This is a genomic window from Pantoea sp. E956-1, assembly GCF_982223955.1.
The window spans coordinates 106,129-127,871 of sequence record NZ_CEUYZP010000015.1 but is presented as its reverse complement, the minus strand read 5'-3'; the positions used below and the strand labels follow the sequence as shown (position 1 = coordinate 127,871).

Sequence of the window (21,743 nt, the reverse complement as noted above, 5' to 3'; positions counted from 1 at the left end):
TTTGCCGCCGGCTGGATTTGAGTGTGAGTATGCATTTATCGGCAAATACAGGGAAAGTTTTTCTCGTGGAATGGTGATTGCATATGGTGAGTCGAATGTATTTATGCAGCACTGGGCGTCAAATAATTAATTTATTCAACCGCTGGATAAAATAAAATTCCGCCCCATTCGAACCGAAGAAGAGCGCGAGCGTGATAAAAGAATTGCATGCCTCGATAACTTTATCAGCGGATTTATGAAGTCTACAGATGGCGATCATGCGCATCTTGGTGAAGCTATTTATGAATGGCTAGCTGTGCTAGATAGACTCAAGTAACAGCCTCGCCAGCCCCACATCACCCTGAAGTAACCCCCACCCACCCTATTCACTATCGCGCTCTGCGTGAGGAGTTGTTATGTCCGTAGTAAAGCCCGAGCAAAAACAAAAGCACGATGGTTCAGTCGATATCATGAACTCGGATGACGCTCGCTTCATCGTTATGCGTGGAGATTACACCGCAGAGCAAATTCTGGAGGCGGCTGTAGAGAAAGGAGAGATAGAACCAGAAGATAAGGATGACTGGTCGCACGCTCGTTATTACCAGTCATGGTACAAGACGTCACCCCTTGGCGGTCAGGACGGATACTCCCGCTGGAATCACCCTCGCGATACCCCATGCCGCGGCGCTTACTTCGCTTCAGTGTTGTGCTGGGATTGACCAGTGACCACCATCTGCGACATCACCCCCGGCGAGTTCCTTTCATGGCTCGCCTTTTTTATTTTTATCTTGCTGGTCTGGAACTGGCCGTTTAAGGAGTAGATATGGAAAACGATGAGGCGCTGACGCTCGCCGAGGCCGCCTGCTTTCTGAAAGTGTCTTCCCGAACAGTGAGCAATCTCATTAACCGCGGCGATCTGGTTGGTCGGCGGACGGGTGGAGATACCGGCAAGTACCTGGTGCTGCGATCAGCCTGTATTGCTTATCTTTCAAATCCAACTCAAAATCGCCCGGCGAGCATGGGTGATGGCACAACTGGAGGTCCATCATGTCAATCACCCTCAGGGGAGGAGTATGGCACTGTCATTTCTTTACCCCGAATGGCAAAAGAGTTAGGCGATCGCTTGGGACAGCGGACAAAAAGCAAGCGCAGGAGTTGCACGACCGGCTGAAGTCAGAAGCATGGCGCGTAGAAGAGTTAGGTGGTTTGCCGGAAAGGTCATTCGAAGAGGCCTGCATGCGGTGGCTGGATGAGAAGGAGCACAAGCGAAGCCTCGATGATGACAAGGTTAAGATTGAATTCTTTCTCCAGCACTTCGCCGGACGCGACATCGCCACCATTACCGGCGAGGAAGTGCAGAAGATTGTGAGCAGGATGATAAACCGCAATCACCGCAGGAAGTGGGAGATACAGCGCGACACTGCAGTCAGGGATGAAAAGCCGGTGCCGGCATACAAGGACAAGGCAGTCAGCGCGGGAACAAAGAGCCATTACCTTTCATTTATGCGATCACTTCTCCGCGCTGCAGCAAATGAATGGGGCTGGATAAAGACAGCGCCGGTTATCAAAACAAAGAAGCCTGTCAGCAAGCGCATCCGCTGGCTAACCCGAGAGGAAGCAAACCGGATGATTGAGTGCATGCCGGAAAGCATAAAGCCGGTGGTGATATTTGCGCTGGCCACCGGGCTTCGTCGTTCAAACATTCTGGATCTGGAATGGACGCAGGTTGATATGCAAAGGAAGGTCGCCTGGATTAATCCGGAGAACGCCAAAGCGGGCAAGGCTATTGGCGTGGCTCTGAATGATACGGCATGCAAAGTGCTGAAGGGACAGATAGGCAAGCATTCACGCTGGGTGTTCGTACACACCAAGGCGAAGCATCGCAGCGACGGAACGCTGGCGCCGGCAGGCAGGAAAATGCGGAGTGATGATAACACGGCGTGGAATATCGGTCTAAAAGCGGCAGGGATAGAAGACTTCCGCTTTCATGACCTGAGGCACACTTGGGCGAGCTGGTTAATCCAGTCTGGTGTTCCGCTGTCTGCGCTGCAGGAAATGGGTGGATGGGAGAGTATCGAAATGGTGCGCCGGTATGCTCACCTCGCACCTAACCACCTGACCGAACATGCGCGCAAAATTGACTCACTTTTGGGTGAGAGCGACACAAATACGACACAAGGAGATAATCAGGTAGGATTGAAACTGGCGTAACTGGTTGATTTTATTTGGTACGCCCTACAGGATTCGAACCTGTGACCTACGGCTTAGAAGGCCGGTGCTCTATCCAACTGAGCTAAGGGCGCATGGAGATGGCACGGATTATACGTCGGGAAGCGGGTACGTCAACGTTTTTGCCGTTTCTCCGCAGCGAAGTGCTGCGGTAATGACCAATTGGCGTCAGTGGCGCCTGCGCCATTCGCTGAGCGACACGAGTTTACTGTTGTCGGTAAATTCTCCTTCCAGCTCAATCCCTTGTGTTGTGAAACGCGCATTGTATTGCTCACGAAGTGCATGCAGCGCCTGGATGTCCGGTTCCAGCTGGCGCAGAAAGCCCAGCGCGAGCAGCAGCTGCTGGCGGCTAATAAGCGGTGGAAAACCGGCTCGACTGAGAATCGCATGCCAGCGCTGGCTGTTCTCCTCGCTGCCGTCAACAATGAACACCTGCCAGATCAGCAGTACCGCTGCGCCATTATGCAGGTGCGTTTCATTATCCTTGCTGAGATAGTCGGTAAATTCTTTCGCTGCCTCTTTCCCCATCATAGAGATCATTGATTCCACCTGTACCGGTGGCAGCTGCAGCCGTTTGCTGAGCCGCTGAGCGGCGTGGCGTGAGCCAGCGGTGAGCAGCTGAAATCCAGCGACAAACACCACCGCCAGAGTAGCAAGCATTATCCAAATCATTACATCGTCCCCGGATTGTCCTGCAGATATCATACGCATGCAGGCTGGCACTCGTCGCGACGAAAAAGCCGGAAAGCACATACGCGGCTGAAACTGTAACTGACAGCGCGCCGCGCTTCTGACAAAATAGCCCCCTTCCCCGATTCAACACAACACAGTGGATTTCCTCTCTGATGGCAGCAAAAATTATTGACGGTAAAACGATTGCGCAGCAGGTGCGCGTTGAGGTTGCGGAAAAAGTGAAGCAGCGTCTGGCCGCCGGAAAACGTGCGCCGGGTCTGGCAGTCGTTCTGGTGGGTGAAAACCCGGCATCGCAGATCTACGTGGCCAGCAAACGCCGCGCCTGTGAAGAGGTCGGTTTCCACTCCCGCTCTTACGATCTGCCTGCCACAACCCGCGAAGCTGAGCTGCTGGAGCTGATTGATGCGCTCAATCAGGACGACGAAATCGATGGCATTCTGGTGCAGCTGCCACTGCCAGCCGGCATTGATAACGTCAAAGTGCTGGAGCGCATCACGCCTGATAAAGATGTCGATGGATTCCATCCTTATAATGTCGGTCGCCTGTGTCAGCGTGCGCCTACCCTGCGTCCCTGCACGCCACGCGGTATCGTGACGCTGCTGGAGCGCTACAACATTGACACCTACGGCCTGAATGCCGTGGTGGTTGGCGCATCCAACATTGTTGGTCGTCCGATGAGCATGGAACTGCTGCTGGCGGGCTGCACCACGACCGTCACTCATCGCTTTACCAAAGATCTGCGCCATCACGTTGAGCATGCCGATCTGCTGGTCGTTGCAGTGGGCAAGCCAGGGTTTATTCCGGGTGACTGGATCAAACCGGGCGCCATCGTCATCGACGTGGGCATTAACCGGCTGGAGAGCGGCAAAGTCGTGGGCGATGTTGATTTTGACAGTGCATCCGAGCGCGCCGCCTACATTACCCCGGTGCCGGGCGGTGTTGGTCCGATGACAGTAGCTACACTGATTCAAAACACGCTGCAGGCGTGCGAAGAGTTTCATGATAAAGAGGTAGTATAAATGACAAGTTTTTCACTGGGTAAATTCCCGCACGTCGATCTGTGTGACCTGCTGAAACTGGAAGGCTGGGTTCAGAGCGGCGCACAGGCGAAAGTCGTGATTGCCGAGGGTGAAGTGAAGGTCAACGGGGCGGTAGAAACCCGCAAGCGCTGCAAAATCGTTGCCGGTCAGACCGTTGAATTCGCGGGTTTCCGCATTACTGTGGTCGAGTGATTTCCGGGCGTCCCTGCGGGGACGCTGTTACACCCGCTCATCTCCCTTCACGCACGTCTCCCCTTCCCGCTGTTCCAGTACAATATGATTCACCGCCGTATGCTGCGCTATCAACGTCGCGAGCCGGGGTGAATGGCTGGTGATCCAGAGCTGACTGAACTCGCTGGCTTCGGCGATTAAGCGCGCCAGCGCAGGCAACAGATCTTCATGCAGGCTGTTTTCCGGCTCATTCAGTGCCATAAAGGCTGGCGGACGTGGGCTGAGCAGTGCGACAACCAGACAGAGAAACCGCAGCGTGCCATCAGAAAACTCGGCGCTCTCCAGCGGACGCAGAATGCCCTGGCGCGACATCAGCATCTGGAAACGGCCATTCTGCACATCGACATCAAACTGGCTGTCGGGAAACGCCTGTTCCATCACCTCAGACAGGAGTTCGGAATGACCGCGCTCAACAATGGTCGCCCAGGCCGCCGCCAGATTGCTGCCATCATGGCTCAGCACCGGCGCACGCACACCAATCTGCGGCGCACGTATCGGTGAGCCAGGCCAGACCGCAAACTCATGGTAGAAGCGCCACTGCTGCAGACGTTCGCGCAGCTGCGAAAGCTCCGGATAGCGATGCGGTTCGCCAAGCTGACCAAACAGCGACTCTTCGGGATGCAGCACCGCCGGATAGGCGACGCGCTCGCCCTCAACGTTGTGCAGAAAGGCGGTCTGATTTTCGCGCTGCATAATACAGGCGGAAGGGCGACGCTGCTGACCGCTCAGCCAGAGTCGCTCCTGCTTCACCAGCGGATCGAGATTGAACAGGCTGGTCACCAGCGGCTCAGGAAAGCCAATCTCCAGCTGGTAATCCATGTCATCCATCACCACGGCCAGCTCCAGGCGCTTTGGATCGTGTCGGCGATCGCCCCGGCGTAAGCCGCCCGCCCACATCGCTTTCTGAATACCGCCTTCTTCAGCCAGCGCCAGTGCCAGGCGACCGCTGGCCGCCTCATGCAGCAGCCGCACCGCTTTGTAGAGGTTGGATTTGCCGCAGCCGTTAGGACCGCTCACCACATTCAGCTGCTGCAGCGACAGCGTCAGGTTACGTATCGAGCGGAAGCCACGGATCTGAATCTGTTCAATCGCCATAATAAAAAAGGGCGATTGCTCGCCCTCTCCGGTTTATTTTCGACGCCAGCTGGAGCCCTGCGGCCCATCCTCGACGATGACACCCAGCGCGTTAAGCTTGTCGCGCGCGATGTCCGCTTCCGCCCAGGCTTTGGCGGCGCGCGCATCGGCACGGGCTTTCACCCAGTGCTCAATCTCGGCAACCTCTTCGTCATTGACCTGCGCGCCGCTTTGCAGGAACAGCTCAGGATCCTGCTGCAGGATGCCCAGCACGTTGGCCATCTCGCGCAGCTTCGACGCCAGCCCGTGCGCTGAAGCGCCATCTTCACTTTTCAGGCGGTTCACTTCTCGCGCCATGTCGAACAGCACCGAATAGGCTTCCGGGGTGTTGAAATCATCATCCATTGCGCTGCGGAACCGCGCTTCAAAGGCTTCGCCGCCGTGGGCAGGCACGCTGCTGTCGGTGTGACGCAGTGCCGTATAGAGACGCTCCAGCGCCGCACGCGCCTGATTCAGATTATCTTCGCCGTAGTTAAGCTGGCTGCGATAGTGACCGGACATCAGGAAGTAACGCACCGTCTCCGCATCATAATGTTGCAGCACGTCACGCACGGTGAAGAAGTTACCAAGCGATTTGGACATCTTCTCGCGGTCAACCATCACCATGCCGGAGTGCATCCAGTAGTTGACGTAAGGACCGTCATGGGCGCAGCTCGACTGGGCGATTTCGTTTTCATGGTGCGGGAACATCAGGTCTGAACCGCCGCCGTGGATATCGAAATGGGTGCCCAGCTGTTTGCAGTTCATTGCCGAGCACTCGATGTGCCAGCCGGGACGACCGTTGCCCCACGGCGATGACCAGGCTGGCTCATCCGCTTTGGACATTTTCCACAGCACGAAGTCCATCGGGTTGCGCTTCACGTCGGCGACTTCAACGCGCGCGCCCGCCTGCAACTGCTCCAGATCCTGACGGGACAGTGCGCCGTAATCGGTGTCGCTAAGCACATCGAACATCACGTCGCCATTGTCCGCCACATAAGCGTGACCGCGGGCGATCAGTCTTTCAACCAGCTCGATAATCTCAGCGATGTGACGGGTAGCGCGCGGCTCCTGATCGGGCGGCAGAATCCCCAGCGCGGCGAAGTCGTTGTGCATCTCGCCAATCATGCGGTTAGTCAGGGTTTCAATGCTCTCGCCGTTTTCGTTGGCGCGCTTGATGATTTTGTCATCAATGTCGGTGATGTTACGTACATAATTAAGCTGATAACCGAGGTAACGCAGGTAGCGCGCTACCACGTCAAACGCCACGAACGTCCGCCCATGACCAATGTGACAGAGGTCATACACCGTGATGCCGCAAACATACATCCCGATTTTACCGGCATGAATGGGTTTGAATTCCTCTTTCTGTCGACTCAGGGTGTTATAAATCTTAAGCATTGAACGGTTCCGTTTTCGCGTGTGGTTGGCACTTTTAAGTATCCAGACATTGTGCCGTATTTTTATCGCTCGCGCGACGCAAAGCAAGCCAACTGCGCCGCGCTGCTGACGCGTCATTGGAAATTATGATATAAGAACGGTCGACAAAAAGGGGGACGCCCATCGACAGAGCGACCTCAGCAACTGATGACAACCTTTACAGGACGACAAAAATGGTAACTTTCCAGACGAACCATGGCGATATCGTAATCAAAACTTTCGATGATAAAGCGCCGGCAACCGTACAGAACTTCCTGGATTACTGCCGTGAAGGTTTTTACGACAACACCATTTTCCACCGCGTAATCAACGGCTTTATGATTCAGGGCGGCGGCTTCGAGCCGGGCATGAAGCAGAAAGAAACTAAAGCCGAAATTCAGAACGAAGCCAGCAATGGCCTGAAAAACACCAAAGGTACGCTGGCCATGGCACGTACCTCTGCGCCGCACTCTGCGACCGCACAGTTTTTCATCAACGTAGCTGACAACGACTTCCTGAACTTCCGTGACGAAAGCGTTCAGGGCTGGGGCTACTGCGTGTTCGCTGAAGTGGTTGAAGGTATGGATGTGGTCGAGAAGATCAAAGCGGTCTCTACCGGCCGCAGCGGCATGCACCAGGATGTGCCAAAAGACGACGTCGTTATCCAGAAAGTGACCGTCAGCGAGTAATGTCGCGCACGCTGTTTATCGCAGATCTCCATCTGTGTCAGGAAGAACCGGCGATTACCGCCGGTTTTCTGCATTTTTTACAGCGCGAAGCGCCACACTGTGACGCGCTCTATATTCTCGGCGACCTGTTTGAAGCCTGGATTGGCGACGACGATCCCAATCCGCTGCATCAGCAGGTGGCCCGCGCCCTGCGCGCCCTGCCGGTTCCGGTTTACTTTATCCATGGCAATCGCGACTTCCTGATTGGCCGACGCTTCGCGCAGGCCTGCGGCATGACGCTGCTGCCGGAAGAGCAGGTGCTGACGCTCTACGGCCATCGGTTGCTGATCATGCACGGCGATACGCTCTGTACCGACGATGCAGGTTACCTGCGTTTTCGGGCCAAAGTGCATAATCCCTGGATCCAGCGGCTGTTTCTGGCGTTGCCGTTGTGGATACGTAAACGCATTGCCGCCCGGATGCGCGCCGACAGTAAACAGGCCAACCAGCATAAATCCCAGACCATCATGGATGTAAATCAGGAAGCGGTTGTCGCCACCATGCTGCGCCAGCAGGCGCCGCTGCTAATCCACGGTCACACTCATCGCCCGGCGATTCATACGCTGAGCCTGCAGGGTGAACCGGCGCAACGCGCGGTGCTGGGTGCCTGGCACAGCCGGGGTTCCATGATCCAGCTCGACACCAGTGGCATTCAGCTTATCCATTTCGACTTTTAATCTGCGGTTAAATCCACGACCTTAAGCCCGACGCAACCGTTTTCCTTGCGTGCTTCTCATGCTATTCTCGGTGCCCTTCAAAACCTGTCCGCCCGGCCAGGTCTGTTTGTTCATTCACAGGAGTTGACCGCATGTCATCCAACGCCCCGGCCCGCATCGCCATTGTTATGGGTTCCAGAAGTGACTGGGCCACCATGCAGTTCGCCGCTGAAATCCTCTCCAGCCTGGACGTCCCTTTTGATGTTGACGTGGTCTCTGCGCACCGCACCCCGGATAAACTGTTCAGCTTCGCCGAAACGGCAGCCGACAAAGGTCTTCAGGTGATTATTGCTGGCGCAGGTGGCGCGGCACATCTGCCGGGTATGCTGGCGGCAAAAACGCTGGTGCCGGTGCTGGGTGTGCCGGTGCAGAGCGCAGCACTGAGCGGCGTCGATAGCCTCTATTCAATTGTGCAGATGCCGCGCGGTATTCCGGTTGGTACGCTGGCGATTGGCAAGGCGGGCGCAGCCAATGCCGCGCTGCTCGCGGCGCAGATTCTGGCGCTGCATGACAGTGCGCTGGCGTTACGCCTGACCACCTGGCGTCAGAGCCAGACCGATGAGGTGCTGAACCATCCCGATCCGCGGGTGGATGCATGAAGCCGGTTTGCGTACTGGGCAACGGCCAGTTAGGTCGTATGCTGCGTCAGGCGGGTGAACCGCTGGGCATCGCGGTGTATCCGGTAGGCCTGGACGCCGATCCCACCGCGCTCCCTATCGCCGACAGCGTGATCACCGCCGAAATCGAACGCTGGCCGGAGACGGCGCTGACGCGTGAACTGGCCAGCCATCCGGCCTTTGTTAACCGCGATATCTTTCCGCGTCTGGCGGATCGTCTGACGCAGAAACAGCTGCTGGATCAGCTGGGACTGGCCACCGCGCCGTGGCAGTTGCTGGCGGACAAAAGCGAATGGCCTGCGGTGTTCGACTCGCTGGGCGAGTTAGCGATAGTGAAAAGCCGCACCGGCGGTTACGACGGCCGGGGTCAGTGGCGTCTGCGTGCCAATGAAACTCACCAGTTGCCTGATGCGTGCTACGGCGAATGTATCGTTGAGAAGGGCATCAACTTTTCCGGTGAAGTGTCACTGGTGGGGGCGCGCGGTCACGATGGCCAGGTGGTGTTCTATCCGCTGACGCATAACCTGCATCAGGACGGTATTCTTCGCACCAGCGTCGCGTTTCCGCAGGCAGATCAGGCACAGCAGCAGCAGGCTGAAGCGATGCTGAGCGCGATCATGCAGGAACTGAACTACGTCGGCGTAATGGCGATGGAGTGCTTCGTTACGCCAGACGGACTGCTGATCAATGAGCTGGCGCCGCGCGTCCATAACAGTGGGCACTGGACGCAGAACGGTGCGTCGATCAGCCAGTTTGAGCTGCATCTGCGCGCCATTCTTGGCCTGGCATTACCGCAGCCGGTGGTGTTTGCGCCGTCAGCGATGGTTAATCTGATCGGTACTGACGTGAATCTCAACTGGCTGCAACAGCCGCTGGTGCATCTGCACTGGTATGACAAAGAGGTGCGTCCGGGTCGTAAAGTGGGCCATCTGAATCTGACCGACAGCGATACAGAACGGCTCAGTGCTGCCCTTAACGCGCTGGTGCCGCAGCTACCGGAAGCGTACGCCAGCGGCATCGCCTGGGCGGTTGAAAAACTGTAATCCTCCGCACCGCCTGATGAGGGGTTTATCAGGCGGCTCAGAAGGTTAATATGATGGACACATACGCCGGTAAGTCAGGGCCGACACCGGTTAGTCAGATTCAGTCGCCGGTAAGTCAGATTCAGTCGCCGGTAAGTCAGAGGCAGACGCCGGTAACGGGTGCGATCGGGTTCAAGGTCAAAGGCGGCCTGGTGCCGCCTTATTCCCGCACTCCCTTACGCCGCATCAAACTTCCTGAACAGCGCCTTCCCTTTCAGTAATCGGATACCCAGCCAGCCACCGCACAGCGATAACAGCAGCGCACCACATAACGGCAGCGCCAGCCACAGGGTCCAGTCAGGCTGCCACGGGAAGTCGAAAATCTTAGTCTGTAATCCCCACAGTGCCGCTTCTGCCCCCATTGCCGCTGCCACGCCGGAGACCACGCCGAGCAGCGCAAACTCACACCATAGGGTCGTGCGCAGCAGGCGTTTACCGGCACCCAGCGTGCGATAGACCACCAGCTCCTGACGCCGCTGACGCATCCCGACCTGAATCTGCGCCAGCAGCAGCAATACGCCGCAGGCGGTCACCAGCACCACCATGATCTCCAGCGCCTGGCTGACCTGCGCCAGCACCTGACCGATCTGCCGCATAATGCTGCCGATATCCAGCAGACTCAGCGCCGGAAAAGCACGGTTAAGCTGCGCCAGCAGAACAGGATTCGCCTCCATGCGGAAGCTGGTGAGCCAGGTCTGCGGCTGGCTGTCGAGCGCGCCCGGCGGGAAGATAAAGAAGAAGTTCGGCTTCAGGCTTTCCCAGTCCACTTTACGCAAACTGGTAATGCGCGCGCTGAAGGTCTGCGTATCGCCATCGAACGTCAGAGTATCGCCGAGCTTCAGCCCCAGCCGATCCGCCAGTTCCACTTCCATCGATACTTCACCCGCTTTAGGTGGCCAGTTGCCTGCCACCAGCGGATTGTGATCCGGGCGATCGGCCAGTTCCGTCAGGTTGAGCTCACGGTTCAGGGCGTTATCCAGCTTCGGATCGGCCGGTTTACCGTTGAGTTCACTGAGCCGCACCCGCGCAATCGGGTAAAAGGTCCCGGGTTTGATCTGATGCGACTGCAGGAAATCACGCACCTGCGGCACCTGATCTGCCGTCATGTTCAGCAGGAAGAAGTTCGGGCTATCCGCCGGTAACTGCTGCTGCCAGCGATCCAGCAGATCGCCACGCATTACCAGCAGCAGCGCCAGCAGCATAAACGACAGCGAAAAGGCCGCAAGCTGGCTCAGCGTCATGCCGGGCTGGCGCAGCAGTCGGTTGATTGCCAGTCTTAACGCCAGATTGCGCACCACCAGCCGACGCAGCAGCAGCAGGGTTCCCCAGCCGAGTAGTGCCAGCAATCCCGCCAGCACGACCACGCCCGCCAGCAGCGCCCAGAGCATTTTACTGCCGCCAACCAGCAGCGCTAACAGCGTCACTACGACAGCAATCATCACCGGAATATAGATCTTCAGCGGCCAGAGGTTTGCCACCGCATCGCGCCGCAACACCCGCAGCGGCTGCGTCGCCAGCAGCAGACGATAGGGACGCAGCCCCACCAGCAGCGAAATCACAAACAGCGATCCCACCGCCCAGATCCACGGCCAGACGCTGGCCGCCGGTAAGCTGGCAGGCAGCACGGGTTTCAGCATCGCCATCAGGATCGCCTCAACGCCCTGCCCCACCAGACCACCGGCAATCGCCGCCAGCAGCAGCACCGCCAGCCACTGACCGATGATCAACCGCTGCAACGCGCCGTGCGTCGCACCCAGGGTTTTCAGCACCGCCACCAGATCGTAGCGGCTGCGGCAATAGTGGCTCATGGCGACCGCCACGGCCGCAATCGCCAGCATCAGCGTCAGCAAGGCCGAGAGCAGCAGGAACTGCTGCGCGCGCTGCATCGAACGGCCCAGTGCATCTTCCGAGTTCTCCACGCTGATCCAGCGCTGGTCCGTCTTCAGCTGCGGTTCAATCCAGCGGTCATAGCTGGCCAGCTGATCGGGATTACCGGAGAACTTATAGCGCCAGGTGATGCGGCTGCCTGGCTGAATCGCACCGGTTTTGGCGGCATCCGCCAGATTGATCAGCAGACGCGGCGCCATCTCAAACGGGTTAAAGCCGCCATCCGGCTCCTGGATCACCTCGCCGCTGATGCGCAGCTGGGTGTCACCCACTTCCAGCGTGTCGCCCACTTTCAGGTTCAGCAGCGCCATCAGGCGCGGTGCCGCCAGCGCGGTACCCGCCTGCGGCCTCAGCCCTGGCGGCTGCGTCTGCAGCGTGCCAAACATTGGGTAGCGATCATCCACCGCTTTTACTGAGGCAAGCTGCGGTGACTGATCGGCAAAGGTCATGGTCATAAAGGTCAGCTGACGGCTGACCGTCAGACCAGTTTCAGCCGCTTTTGTCAGCCAGGCGTCTGGCGCAGCATCACTGCTGCGCAGCGTACGGTCACCGGCCATAAAATCACGGCTCTGCTGATTCAGCCCTTTTTCCATGCGGTCGCTGATCGACCCCAGCGCCAGCACGCAGGCCACCGCCAGCGTCAGGGCCAGCCAGACAATCAGCAGCGAGGGCGAGCGCCACTCGCGCCAGAACCAGCGCCAGATCATTGCTCCTCCCACAATTTACCGTCGCGCAGCCGCAGGCGACGATCGCAGCGCGCCGCCAGTTGCTCGTCATGCGTCACCAGAATCAGCGTGGTGGCGAAGTCGCGGTTAAGGGAAAACAGCAGATCGGCGATGCGGTCACCGGTTTTACGATCGAGATTGCCGGTCGGCTCATCGGCAAACAGCAGGCCAGGACGGCCACTGAAGGCGCGGGCCAGCGCCACCCGCTGCTGCTCACCGCCTGAAAGCTGGGCGGGCAGATGATGCAGACGTTCACCCAGTCCGAGCAGCGTCAGAAGCTCTTTCGCCTGTTCACGGCTCTGACGGTCGCTGTCGCCGCGCAGCAGCGACGGCAACTGCACATTCTCCTGGGCATTCAGGGTTGGCACCAGCATAAATGACTGGAACACAAAGCCGACCTGCCGGGCACGCAGGGCCGCACGTTGCTCTTCGTTCATCTGGTGCAGCGGCTGCCCCAGCAGGTGAACTTCGCCGCTGCTGCCATCGTCCAGCCCGGCCAGAATTCCGAGCAGGGTTGACTTGCCGGAACCGGACTCGCCAATCAGCGCAATGGTCTCAGCTGGTTTGACAACCAACTCAACTCCGGTAAGGATGGTTAACTGATGCTCTCCCTGACCGACGGACTTAGTAAGATGATGAACTTCAACAATGTTTTCCGCTGGCATTATCCCTTCCTGTTATTGATTCTTCTGCTGGTGTCGCGTGTTGCTGCTGCAGATACGCTGATGGTACTGGGCGACAGCCTGAGTGCGGGCTATCGCATGTCTGCCACCGCGGCATGGCCCAGCCTGCTTGATAAGCAGTGGCAGCAAAAACCTAAAGTGATCAACGCCAGTATCAGCGGTGATACGGCTGCACAGGGGCTGGCGCGCCTGCCCGCACTATTAAAACAGCATCAGCCACAATGGGTGTTAATCGAATTGGGCGGTAACGATGGTCTGCGCGGTTTCCCGCCCGACGCTATCGCGCAGAATCTGAGTAAAGTTATCGACGATGTTAAAGCCGCCAATGCAAAGCCGCTGCTGATGCAGATTCGTCTGCCTGCCAACTATGGCCGCCGCTACACCGAAGCGTTCAGCGGCATCTATCCCGCATTAGCCCAGCAGCATAACATTCCTCTGGTGCCCTTTTTCATGGAGCAGGTTTATCTGAAACCCGAGTGGATGCAGCAGGATGGCATTCATCCTAATCCTGATGCCCAGCCTTTTATCACCCAGTTGATGGCAAAAGATCTGGCCCCCTTAGTTAAGCAGCCGTAGCGCGCCGGGATGCGCCAAAAGGGTAAAGAAATGCAAAAGCACTTTTGATACATTAAAAACATCTTAAAATCATTAAGTTAAAATTAATTCCATTCAAAATAACGGCAAGGTGGCGACGCAGATTTTCGACCGCTTTGCCATTCCTGACCGTCCAGGCTTCCTCTCTAAACAATATCAATGCGAAAAGATAATTCTGCCGTTCCTTAAAATTCACTTTAATGCATCTTAAATTAGCATCTTAACGGTCGCATATAAGTTGGCGTTACCCTCTCCAACTGGTTAATATTTCTGCACGGAATTTTAGCTGCAAAGGAATGTATATGCCCTATCACCGCTATCACGACCCCCGCATATTTCGCCTGACTTCATCTGTCGGCGCTTGTGGCACCAATAATCCCAATGAAGTTAAATCAATTCAACGCATGATAAATGATGCTGGCTATCAGTTCGCAACGGGTCGCAGGCTCCCAACAAATGGACAATGCGATACTGCCACCACTGAGGCTATACGCTGGTATCAGCGGTTGCTGAATCTCTCGCAGAGTGGATTGGTTCAGCCAGCCGACACATGGTTTATCAGGGCAATAAGTGAAGCAACCACACCTGGCTGGCGGCCTTCTAATACCTCTGGCCCCTTACGAGTCAGCCAGGGACAAATTACTTTTGACGCCGAAGGCACCGACTATATAACCGCCCTGGAGCCCTTCAAACAGCGCCGCTATCCCAATTTTTCACGCATTCTTCAATGGCCGCCCACGAGTTTTTCGGGGGTTACACTTGGTCGAGGCTATGATATGGGCAGTAGATCTGCTGGTGAAATCTACTCCACACTAAGGCAAGCTGGGATTGAAGAATATAAAGCTGTTCTGTGCTCTAAAGCAGCTGGCCTGAGAGGGCGGCACGCAGAACAGTTTGTTAAGGTTTATGGTCCGTTGGTCGGCGAGATAACCCACACTCAACAAATCCGACTTTTTGAAATTGTGTACAGGGTTAAACGGAACGAAGCCCTTAACCTTTATCGGCGAATAGCACAATCCATGCCTTCCGCCCCAGCATGGGAACAGTTAGACCCCAAAATTCGAGATGTCGTAACCGATATTTTCTATCAGGGTGTTCACAATGCCAGAGCACTGTTTCAAGCCGCAATTGAAGGTAAGGCCGCGTTAATAGCCCATATCAAAAGTAGTCCTATATACATGACCTACGAAAACCACAGAAGCAGAATAAGGTATCTACAGTGAAAAAAGTCTTAATTCTAATGGTCGCTCTTATTGCACCTGCTATGGCGCAGGCTGAATTATCATCAGGGCCAGAACGTGACGCCTGCTTCAAACAGAATGAAGACATACCAACTGCATATAACTGTCTGTCTGCCAAAAGAGACAACAGCAATAAAGCGCTGGATGCGCTAATAACGGATACAGTCAAAAGAATCAAAGCCAATAATGTCGGCCCTTTTAATGGAAAAGAGTCCAGCAAAGAAACGTCCGGAGACGTTTACTCTCGGCGCTTTCTGGATGCGCAAAAAAAATGGAAGGATTACCGGACTCAACTTTGTCTGTCAGTAGCTACAGAGCTTAACGAAGACGCATACGACTACCAGTCATATATCGACCAGTGCCAAATTAATCTGAACAAAAACCATTCTGCTGAAATCACACAAATGGGACTGCCACCCGTCAACTAAGCACACTGGTCTTTCTGCTCAGACGTAAAATCTGAAACCGGGCATTTTTTGCGGGGCTGTATAGCCCCGTTTACCGCCCATTCTGCCAGCCGGTGCGGGCAACAAACTGTCAATCCACAACATAAAACATTAACCAATACAACTTAACTTATTGATTATTAATCTAATTAAAGGGGCGTGAATTTGTGCAAAAAACCATTCTGATTACAGGTTGTTCCAGCGGTATTGGCCTGGTTGCCGCTCACGATTTACTGGCGCGGGGTTACCGGGTGATCGCCGCCTGCCGTAAAGCAGAGGATGTCGCCCGCATGGAAACACTGGGCTTTACCGGGCTACAACTGGATCTCGACGATCCGCAAAGTGTGGATCGCGCCGCCGACACTGTGATCGCGCTCTGCGATAACCGTCTGACGGCGCTATTCAACAACGCCGGATTTGGACTCTATGGCCCGCTGCACACCCTCTCCCGCCAGCAGCTGGAACAGCAGTTTTCCAGCAACTTTTTCGGCGTCCATCAGCTGACACTGCGTCTGTTGCCCGCGCTGCAGGCCAGCGGCGATGGCCGCATTATTAATACCAGCTCCGTGCTGGGGCTGATCTCCACGCCAGGCCGGGGTGCCTATGCCGCCAGTAAATATGCGCTGGAAGCCTGGAGCGATGCGCTGCGGCTTGAAGTGCGCAGCAGCGGCATCCGGGTCAGCCTGATTGAACCCGGTCCGATTGAGACCCGTTTTACCGACAATGTGACGCAGGGCGAACAGCAGAACCCGGTGCGTAACCCCGGCATCGCGGCACGCTTTACTCTGCCACCGGAAGCCATTCTGCCTAAACTTCGTCATGCACTCGAGAGTAAACATCCGCGTTTACGCTATCCGGTGACGCTGGTCGCACACGTGATGATGCTGCTTAAACGGTTACTGCCCGGCTGGATGCTGGATCGCATTTTGCGCAGCCATTAATCAGCCATGCGCAATAGCGCTTGAAGCCGGGCCAGTTGGCCCCATATCCTTAGAACACTTTTTGCAAAGAGACTTATCCATGTCACCACAAGCTTCTATCATCGACATCAACGAATCTAACCTGCAGCAGACCCTTGAGCAGTCGATGCAGCTGCCGGTGTTGTTCTACTTCTGGTCTGAGCGCAGCCAGCACTGTCAGGAGCTGACGCCTGTGCTGGAGCGCCTGGCGCAGGAGTACGCGGGTCAGTTTATTCTCGCAAAACTGGATTGCGACAAAGAGCAAAGGGTGGCCTCGCAGTTTGGTCTGCGTTCAATCCCGACCGTCTACCTGTTCCAGGATGGTCAGCCGGTTGACGGTTTCCAGGGCCCACAGCCGGAAGAAGCGATCCGCGCCCTGCTGGAAAAAGTGCTGCCGCGCGAAGAAGAGCTAAAAGCGCAGCAGGCGATGGCGCTGATGCAGGAAGGTAAACCGCTGGAGGCGCTGCCGCTGTTAAAAGACGCATGGCAGCTGAGCAACCAGTCCAGCGAAATTGGCTTCCTGCTGGCTGACGTACTGATTACACTGAACCGCAGCGATGAAGCGGAAGCGGTGCTGAAAGTGGTGCCATTGCAGGATCAGGATACCCGCTATCAGAGCCTGATGGCGCAGATCGATCTGCTGAAACAGGCGGCCGATACGCCAGAGATTCAGCAGCTGCAAGCCGAGCTGGAGGCTGATCCGACTAACGCCGGGCTGGCTGCTAAACTCTCGTTACAGCTGCATCAGGTGGGTCGCAATGAAGAAGCGCTGGAACTGCTGTTCAGCTTCCTGAAATCCGATCTTAATGCCGCTGATGGCCAGGCGCGTAAAATGCTGCAGGAAATTCTGGCGGCGCTGGGTACCGGCGATGCACTTGCGGCACGTTATCGTCGCCAGCTCTATTCCCTGCTCTACTAACCGGCAGCACCCCGGGCCGAAGCGACTCGGCCCGTTAATCTGACAATGTGGAGGTTGTATGATAACTGTAATTCCTGCCCTGATTATTCTGGCACTGGTGGCGGTCTGGGCCACGGTTAAGATCGTGCCACAAGGTTTTCAATGGACGGTTGAGCGTTTTGGCCGTTATACCCGCACGCTGCAGCCAGGGTTGAGCCTGGTGGTGCCGTTCATGGATCGTGTCGGTCGTAAGATCAATATGATGGAACAGGTACTGGATATTCCCTCTCAGGAGATCATCTCCAAAGACAATGCCAACGTCACCATCGATGCGGTCTGCTTTATTCAGGTCGTTGACCCGGCGCGTGCTGCGTATGAAGTCAGCAATCTTGAGCAGGCAATTCTGAACCTCACCATGACCAATATGCGTACCGTGCTTGGCAGCATGGAGCTGGACGAAATGCTGTCACAGCGCGACAGCATCAATACCCGCCTGCTGCATATCGTGGATGAAGCGACCAATCCATGGGGCGTCAAGATCACCCGCATCGAGATCCGCGATGTGCGTCCGCCGCAGGAGCTGATTGGCGCGATGAATGCGCAGATGAAAGCGGAGCGCACCAAGCGCGCCGATATTCTGACCGCCGAAGGGGTGCGACAGGCGGCGATCCTGCGCGCTGAAGGGGATAAACAGTCGCAAATCCTCAAAGCAGAAGGTGAACGGACCTCGGCATTCCTGCAGGCAGAAGCGCGCGAACGCCAGGCTGAAGCGGAAGCTAATGCCACTAAAATGGTTTCGGAAGCGATCGCATCAGGTGATATTCAGGCTATCAACTACTTTGTGGCGCAGAAATATACCGATGCACTGCAAAAAATTGGTGAAGCCAACAACAGCAAAGTGGTGATGATGCCGCTGGAGGCGAGCAGTCTGCTGGGTTCGATTGCGGGCATCGGTGAACTGCTGAAGGAATCACGCACTGAGTCGAAACGCTGATGCTGGTCGATATTATCGCGCATCCGCACTGGTTCTGGCTGACGCTGGGCGGGTTATTGCTGGCGGCTGAGATGCTCGGCACCAGCGGTTACCTGCTCTGGAGCGGTCTGGCGGCAGTCATCGTCGGCCTCATTGAGTGGTTTATGCCGGTGAGCTGGACGGCGCAGGGTTCTCTGTTTGCCGTGCTGACGCTGATCTGCGTCTTTTTGTGGTATCGCTGGATGCGCCACCGTGAAGCGCGTCAGAAACCCAATGTTCTGAACCAGCGCGGCAGCCAGATGATCGGGTTGCAGCTCACGCTGGATACCGCGCTGCATAACCGCACCGGCCATGTGCGACTCGGGGACAGCAGCTGGCGGGTTGAGGCGGATCAGGATCTGCCTGCGGGCACACCGGTGGTCGTGGTCGGCATTGAGGGTATCACCCTGCGTATTCAGCCACGCTGATCGCAGCACCCGGCCAGATTGTTGATAATCGGGCATTCAGCGCTGTCATCGCCGGGACAGGCGTCCGCCAGCGCCAGCAGGCGAGCGCGCATGGCGTGTAGCTCTTCAATATGTGCCGCAATTTCATCCGCTTTCTGCAGGGTACGGGCTTTTACATCGGCACTGTGGCGCAACGGATTGTTAAACAGCGCCACCAGCTCACGACACTCATCAAGCGTAAAACCAACCTGCCTTGCCTGACGTAACAGGCTCAGCTCCTCAAGATGGTGTCCGTTATAGCTTCGGTAACCATTTTCACTGCGCAACGGCGGCGTCACCACCCCCTTCTCTTCGTAAAAACGAATCGCCTTGCTGGTCAGACCGGTCTTTTTTGCCACATCGCTGATGTTCATTTTCGTCCCCTTGACCTTCCCCTTGATGGAAGGTTTATGCTTAAGCATGAATCGAAACTGACCAATCGGTCAAATGGGATTACAGAAGGAGTTGATTATGTCACACACTATTTCTCTGGCACTGGACGGCTTGTCCTGCGGCCACTGCGTTAAACGCGTCAAAGAGGCACTGGAACAACGCGATGATGTTGACCAGGCCGACGTGACCCAACAGGAAGCGCTGGTTTCCGGTCACGCGGATGCGGCGGCGCTGATCGCCACCGTGGAGCAGGCGGGTTATCACGCGACGCTGAAAACGGCGGACGCTTCCCCAAAGTCTGAACCGTTGACAGCATCGGAGCCGCCGTCGGAGGCGCTGACAACGGAGACCGCTTCCCGTCCGGCAGAAACAACACTCCCCACCCATATGCTGCTGATTGAGGGCATGACCTGCGCCAGCTGCGTGAGTCGGGTGGAAAAAGCGCTGCAGCAGGTCGCTGGCGTCAGCCAGGCGCGCGTCAATCTCGGCGAACGCAGTGCCCTGGTGCTGGGCGGCGCTGATCCGCAGCAGCTGGTATCTGCCGTCGATGCCGCAGGTTATGGCGCGCAGGTGGTGGATGATGAGCAGGAGCGACGGGAGAAGCAGCAGCTCAGCGCCCGCAGCGCGATGCGGCGTTTCAGCTGGCAGGCTGCAGTCGCCTTAGCGTTTGGCGTGCCGCTGATGATCTGGGGCATGGTGGGCGACAACATGATGCTCACCGACCACAACCACGGCGTCTGGCTGACGCTGGGCATCGTGACTCTGCTGATCATGATCGTCACCGGCAGCCATTTTTATCGCAGTGCCTGGCGCAGTTTACGCAATGGCAGCGCCACCATGGATACGCTGGTGGCACTCGGCACAGGCGCCGCCTGGATTTACTCCTTTAGCGTGGTGCTGTGGCCCGACTTTTTCCCGCCACAGGCACGCCATCTCTATTTCGAAGCCAGCGTCATGATCCTGGGCCTGATCAATCTGGGGCATGCCCTGGAGCAACGGGCGCGTCAGCGATCCTCTAAGGCGCTGGAAAGATTGCTGGATCTGACGCCAGCCCAGGCGCGGCAGGTTGATCAACAGGGCGACAGGCTGATTCCGGTCAGCGAAGTGCAGCCCGGCATGACGCTGCGGCTGGTCACCGGCGATCGGGTGCCGGTCGATGGCGAAATCGCCACGGGTGAAGCCTGGTTTGATGAAGCGATGCTGACCGGCGAAGCGGTGCCGCAAAGCAAGACCCCGGGCGCAGCCATCTTTGCCGGCACCCTGGTGCAGGATGGCTCGGTAGAATTTATCGCCCGGGCGACGGGTAATCACACCACCCTGTCGCGCATTATCCGGCTGGTGCGTCAGGCGCAGAGCAGTAAACCGGATGTGGGCCGTCTGGCAGATCGCATCTCTGCCGTTTTTGTCCCGGTGGTGGTGTTGATTGCACTGCTCAGCGGCGCAGTATGGTATCTGTTCGGACCGCAGCCACAAATTGCTTACATGCTGGTGATCGCGACAACCGTACTGATTATCGCCTGTCCTTGTGCGCTGGGACTGGCGACGCCGATGTCGATTATTGCCGGTGTTGGCCGCGCCGCCGAGCTGGGCGTGCTGGTCCGCGACGCCGATGCCTTGCAGCGCGCCAGCCAAATCGACACCCTGGTGTTTGATAAAACCGGCACACTCACTGCTGGTAAGCCGCAGGTCAGTGACGTGCAGGTCTGGGGTGATGCCACCCGTGAATCCGTGTTAGCGACCGCGGCTGCGCTGGAGTTCGCCTCGGGTCATCCACTGGCGAAAGCGATTGTCGCCGAAGCGAAACTGACCCAGCCGCCTCTGTTAGCGCAATTTCGTACAATACGTGGCAAAGGGGTCAGCGGTAGTCTGGATGGCAGAACGCTGCTGCTGGGTAATGCCGCGCTGATGCAGGATAACGGCGTCGATTGCCAGACGGCGGAAGCAGAGATTGCGCGGCTGACGCAACAGGGTGCAACGCCGGTGTTACTGGCTGAGCAGGGCCAGTTAACCGGGCTTATCGCGCTGCGCGATCAGCTTCGACCGGAAAGCGGCGCAGCCCTGAAGCGACTGCATCAGCAGGGTTATCGCCTGATTATGCTGACCGGCGACCATGAAAATACCGCGCGCGCCATTGCGGCCGAGGTCGGTATTGATGAAGTGATCGCGGGCGTGATGCCGGAAGGCAAAGCGGCTGCCATTGAACAATTACAGCGGCAGGGCCGTCGCGTCGCGATGGTGGGTGATGGCATCAATGACGCGCCCGCACTGGCGCAGGCCGATGTGGGCATTGCCATGGGCGGCGGCAGCGATGTGGCGGTGGAAACGGCAGGTATTACGTTGATGCGTGCCGACCTGAACAGCGTGGCAGACGCGTTAGCGCTCTCTTCCGCGACCCTGCGCAATATCCGGCAGAATCTGTTTGGGGCATTTATCTATAACAGCATCGGCATTCCGGTGGCAGCGGGTGTGCTCTATCCGCTGACCGGAACCCTGCTCAGCCCGATTGTGGCGGGTGCCGCAATGGCGCTCTCCTCCATTACCGTGGTCAGCAATGCTAACCGCCTGCTGCGTTACCGGCCACCGCGCGAGTAATCGCCGTTTCAGCGCTGTTT

The 21,743-nt window shown here is 56.9% G+C and carries 23 protein-coding genes and 1 tRNA gene; 17 read left to right on the top strand and 7 right to left on the bottom strand.

Annotated elements, in window-relative coordinates:
• The first annotated feature begins 395 nt into the window (after positions 1–395).
• The 3 genes from AC0T7J_RS24000 to AC0T7J_RS23990 all read left to right on the top strand — a co-directional run bounded on the left by AC0T7J_RS24000 (position 396) and on the right by AC0T7J_RS23990 (position 2,190).
• Positions 396–698 (top strand): hypothetical protein, encoded by a 303-nt coding sequence (locus tag AC0T7J_RS24000; protein WP_473798002.1) that lies wholly within the window; start codon positions 396–398, stop codon positions 696–698.
• A 104-nt stretch (positions 699–802) separates the two neighbouring features.
• A complete protein-coding gene (locus AC0T7J_RS23995; RefSeq protein WP_419149885.1) occupies positions 803–1,150 on the top strand; it encodes a helix-turn-helix domain-containing protein in 348 nt (115 codons plus the stop codon).
• A complete protein-coding gene (locus AC0T7J_RS23990) occupies positions 1,033–2,190 on the top strand; it encodes a tyrosine-type recombinase/integrase (RefSeq protein WP_473798007.1) in 1,158 nt (385 codons plus the stop codon). Before AC0T7J_RS23995 ends, AC0T7J_RS23990 begins: the two co-directional genes overlap by 118 nt.
• A 15-nt stretch (positions 2,191–2,205) precedes the next feature.
• Here AC0T7J_RS23990 and AC0T7J_RS23985 read toward each other — a convergent pair.
• Both AC0T7J_RS23985 and AC0T7J_RS23980 read right to left on the bottom strand, forming a co-directional pair.
• A tRNA-Arg gene (locus AC0T7J_RS23985) sits at positions 2,206–2,282 on the bottom strand.
• A gap of 94 nt (positions 2,283–2,376) precedes the next feature.
• The gene (locus AC0T7J_RS23980; protein ID WP_039388353.1) at positions 2,377–2,880 is read right to left on the bottom strand and encodes a DUF1198 family protein; all 504 of its coding nucleotides are present in this window, start codon (positions 2,878–2,880) and stop codon (positions 2,377–2,379) included.
• Between the two features lie 173 nt (positions 2,881–3,053).
• Here AC0T7J_RS23980 and folD point away from each other — a divergent pair, with 173 nt between their 5' ends.
• On the top strand, positions 3,054–3,920 hold the full coding sequence (gene folD, locus AC0T7J_RS23975; protein ID WP_473797997.1) for a bifunctional methylenetetrahydrofolate dehydrogenase/methenyltetrahydrofolate cyclohydrolase FolD: 867 nt from the start codon (positions 3,054–3,056) through the stop codon (positions 3,918–3,920).
• Positions 3,921–4,133, top strand: coding sequence for a ribosome-associated protein YbcJ (ybcJ, locus tag AC0T7J_RS23970; RefSeq protein WP_003849455.1), 213 nt, complete (start codon positions 3,921–3,923; stop codon positions 4,131–4,133).
• 27 nt (positions 4,134–4,160) lie between these two features.
• Here ybcJ and AC0T7J_RS23965 read toward each other — a convergent pair whose 3' ends face one another.
• Both AC0T7J_RS23965 and cysS read right to left on the bottom strand, forming a co-directional pair.
• Positions 4,161–5,267 (bottom strand): AAA family ATPase, encoded by a 1,107-nt coding sequence (locus AC0T7J_RS23965; protein WP_033766657.1) that lies wholly within the window; start codon positions 5,265–5,267, stop codon positions 4,161–4,163.
• A 33-nt stretch (positions 5,268–5,300) separates the two neighbouring features.
• Positions 5,301–6,686, bottom strand: a complete 1,386-nt coding sequence (gene cysS, locus AC0T7J_RS23960) for a cysteine--tRNA ligase (protein ID WP_473797993.1) — start codon at positions 6,684–6,686, stop codon at positions 5,301–5,303.
• 212 nt (positions 6,687–6,898) lie between these two features.
• Here cysS and ppiB point away from each other — a divergent pair, with 212 nt between their 5' ends.
• From ppiB to purK, 4 genes are all read left to right on the top strand, one after another.
• A complete protein-coding gene (ppiB, locus tag AC0T7J_RS23955; protein WP_010259052.1) occupies positions 6,899–7,393 on the top strand; it encodes a peptidylprolyl isomerase B in 495 nt (164 codons plus the stop codon).
• Positions 7,393–8,109, top strand: coding sequence for a UDP-2,3-diacylglucosamine diphosphatase (gene lpxH / locus AC0T7J_RS23950; RefSeq protein ID WP_473797990.1), 717 nt, complete (start codon positions 7,393–7,395; stop codon positions 8,107–8,109). The genes ppiB and lpxH overlap by 1 nt, the downstream gene beginning before the upstream one ends.
• Positions 8,110–8,240: 131 nt before the next feature.
• A complete protein-coding gene (gene purE / locus AC0T7J_RS23945; RefSeq protein WP_473797987.1) occupies positions 8,241–8,747 on the top strand; it encodes a 5-(carboxyamino)imidazole ribonucleotide mutase in 507 nt (168 codons plus the stop codon).
• A complete protein-coding gene (gene purK, locus AC0T7J_RS23940) occupies positions 8,744–9,808 on the top strand; it encodes a 5-(carboxyamino)imidazole ribonucleotide synthase (RefSeq protein WP_473797984.1) in 1,065 nt (354 codons plus the stop codon). The genes purE and purK overlap by 4 nt, the downstream gene beginning before the upstream one ends.
• Positions 9,809–10,023: 215 nt before the next feature.
• Here the strand turns inward: purK and ybbP are convergent, their stop codons facing one another.
• Positions 10,024–12,441: a putative ABC transporter permease subunit YbbP gene (gene ybbP / locus AC0T7J_RS23935; protein WP_473797981.1), complete on the bottom strand. Its 2,418-nt coding sequence runs from the start codon at positions 12,439–12,441 to the stop codon at positions 10,024–10,026.
• Positions 12,438–13,124 carry a putative ABC transporter ATP-binding protein YbbA gene (ybbA, locus tag AC0T7J_RS23930; protein ID WP_033756810.1) on the bottom strand — a complete coding sequence of 229 codons (687 nt, stop codon included), beginning with the start codon at positions 13,122–13,124 and terminating at the stop codon, positions 12,438–12,440. Before ybbA ends, ybbP begins: the two co-directional genes overlap by 4 nt.
• On the opposite strand from ybbA, the gene tesA reads away from it, so the two are divergent.
• From tesA to AC0T7J_RS23895, 7 genes are all read left to right on the top strand, one after another.
• Positions 13,092–13,718, top strand: a complete 627-nt coding sequence (gene tesA / locus AC0T7J_RS23925) for a multifunctional acyl-CoA thioesterase I/protease I/lysophospholipase L1 (RefSeq protein WP_473797978.1) — start codon at positions 13,092–13,094, stop codon at positions 13,716–13,718. The genes ybbA and tesA overlap by 33 nt on opposite strands.
• A gap of 320 nt (positions 13,719–14,038) precedes the next feature.
• The gene (locus tag AC0T7J_RS23920) at positions 14,039–14,959 is read left to right on the top strand and encodes a peptidoglycan-binding protein (protein ID WP_473797975.1); all 921 of its coding nucleotides are present in this window, start codon (positions 14,039–14,041) and stop codon (positions 14,957–14,959) included.
• Positions 14,956–15,405, top strand: coding sequence for a lysozyme inhibitor LprI family protein (locus AC0T7J_RS23915; protein ID WP_473797972.1), 450 nt, complete (start codon positions 14,956–14,958; stop codon positions 15,403–15,405). The genes AC0T7J_RS23920 and AC0T7J_RS23915 overlap by 4 nt, the downstream gene beginning before the upstream one ends.
• A gap of 185 nt (positions 15,406–15,590) precedes the next feature.
• Positions 15,591–16,364, top strand: coding sequence for an SDR family oxidoreductase (locus AC0T7J_RS23910; RefSeq protein ID WP_473797969.1), 774 nt, complete (start codon positions 15,591–15,593; stop codon positions 16,362–16,364).
• A gap of 79 nt (positions 16,365–16,443) precedes the next feature.
• Positions 16,444–17,301, top strand: a complete 858-nt coding sequence (locus AC0T7J_RS23905; RefSeq protein WP_473797966.1) for a tetratricopeptide repeat protein — start codon at positions 16,444–16,446, stop codon at positions 17,299–17,301.
• Between the two features lie 58 nt (positions 17,302–17,359).
• Positions 17,360–18,274, top strand: a complete 915-nt coding sequence (locus AC0T7J_RS23900; RefSeq protein ID WP_010259065.1) for an SPFH domain-containing protein — start codon at positions 17,360–17,362, stop codon at positions 18,272–18,274.
• Positions 18,274–18,720: an NfeD family protein gene (locus tag AC0T7J_RS23895; protein WP_473797962.1), complete on the top strand. Its 447-nt coding sequence runs from the start codon at positions 18,274–18,276 to the stop codon at positions 18,718–18,720. Before AC0T7J_RS23900 ends, AC0T7J_RS23895 begins: the two co-directional genes overlap by 1 nt.
• On the opposite strand, the gene cueR is transcribed toward AC0T7J_RS23895, so the two are convergent.
• Positions 18,708–19,112, bottom strand: a complete 405-nt coding sequence (cueR, locus tag AC0T7J_RS23890) for a Cu(I)-responsive transcriptional regulator (protein ID WP_473797960.1) — start codon at positions 19,110–19,112, stop codon at positions 18,708–18,710. The genes AC0T7J_RS23895 and cueR overlap by 13 nt on opposite strands.
• A 97-nt stretch (positions 19,113–19,209) precedes the next feature.
• Between cueR and copA the strand changes: the two genes are divergently transcribed.
• Positions 19,210–21,723 carry a copper-exporting P-type ATPase CopA gene (copA, locus tag AC0T7J_RS23885; RefSeq protein WP_473797958.1) on the top strand — a complete coding sequence of 838 codons (2,514 nt, stop codon included), beginning with the start codon at positions 19,210–19,212 and terminating at the stop codon, positions 21,721–21,723.
• The last annotated feature ends 20 nt before the right edge of the window (positions 21,724–21,743 follow it).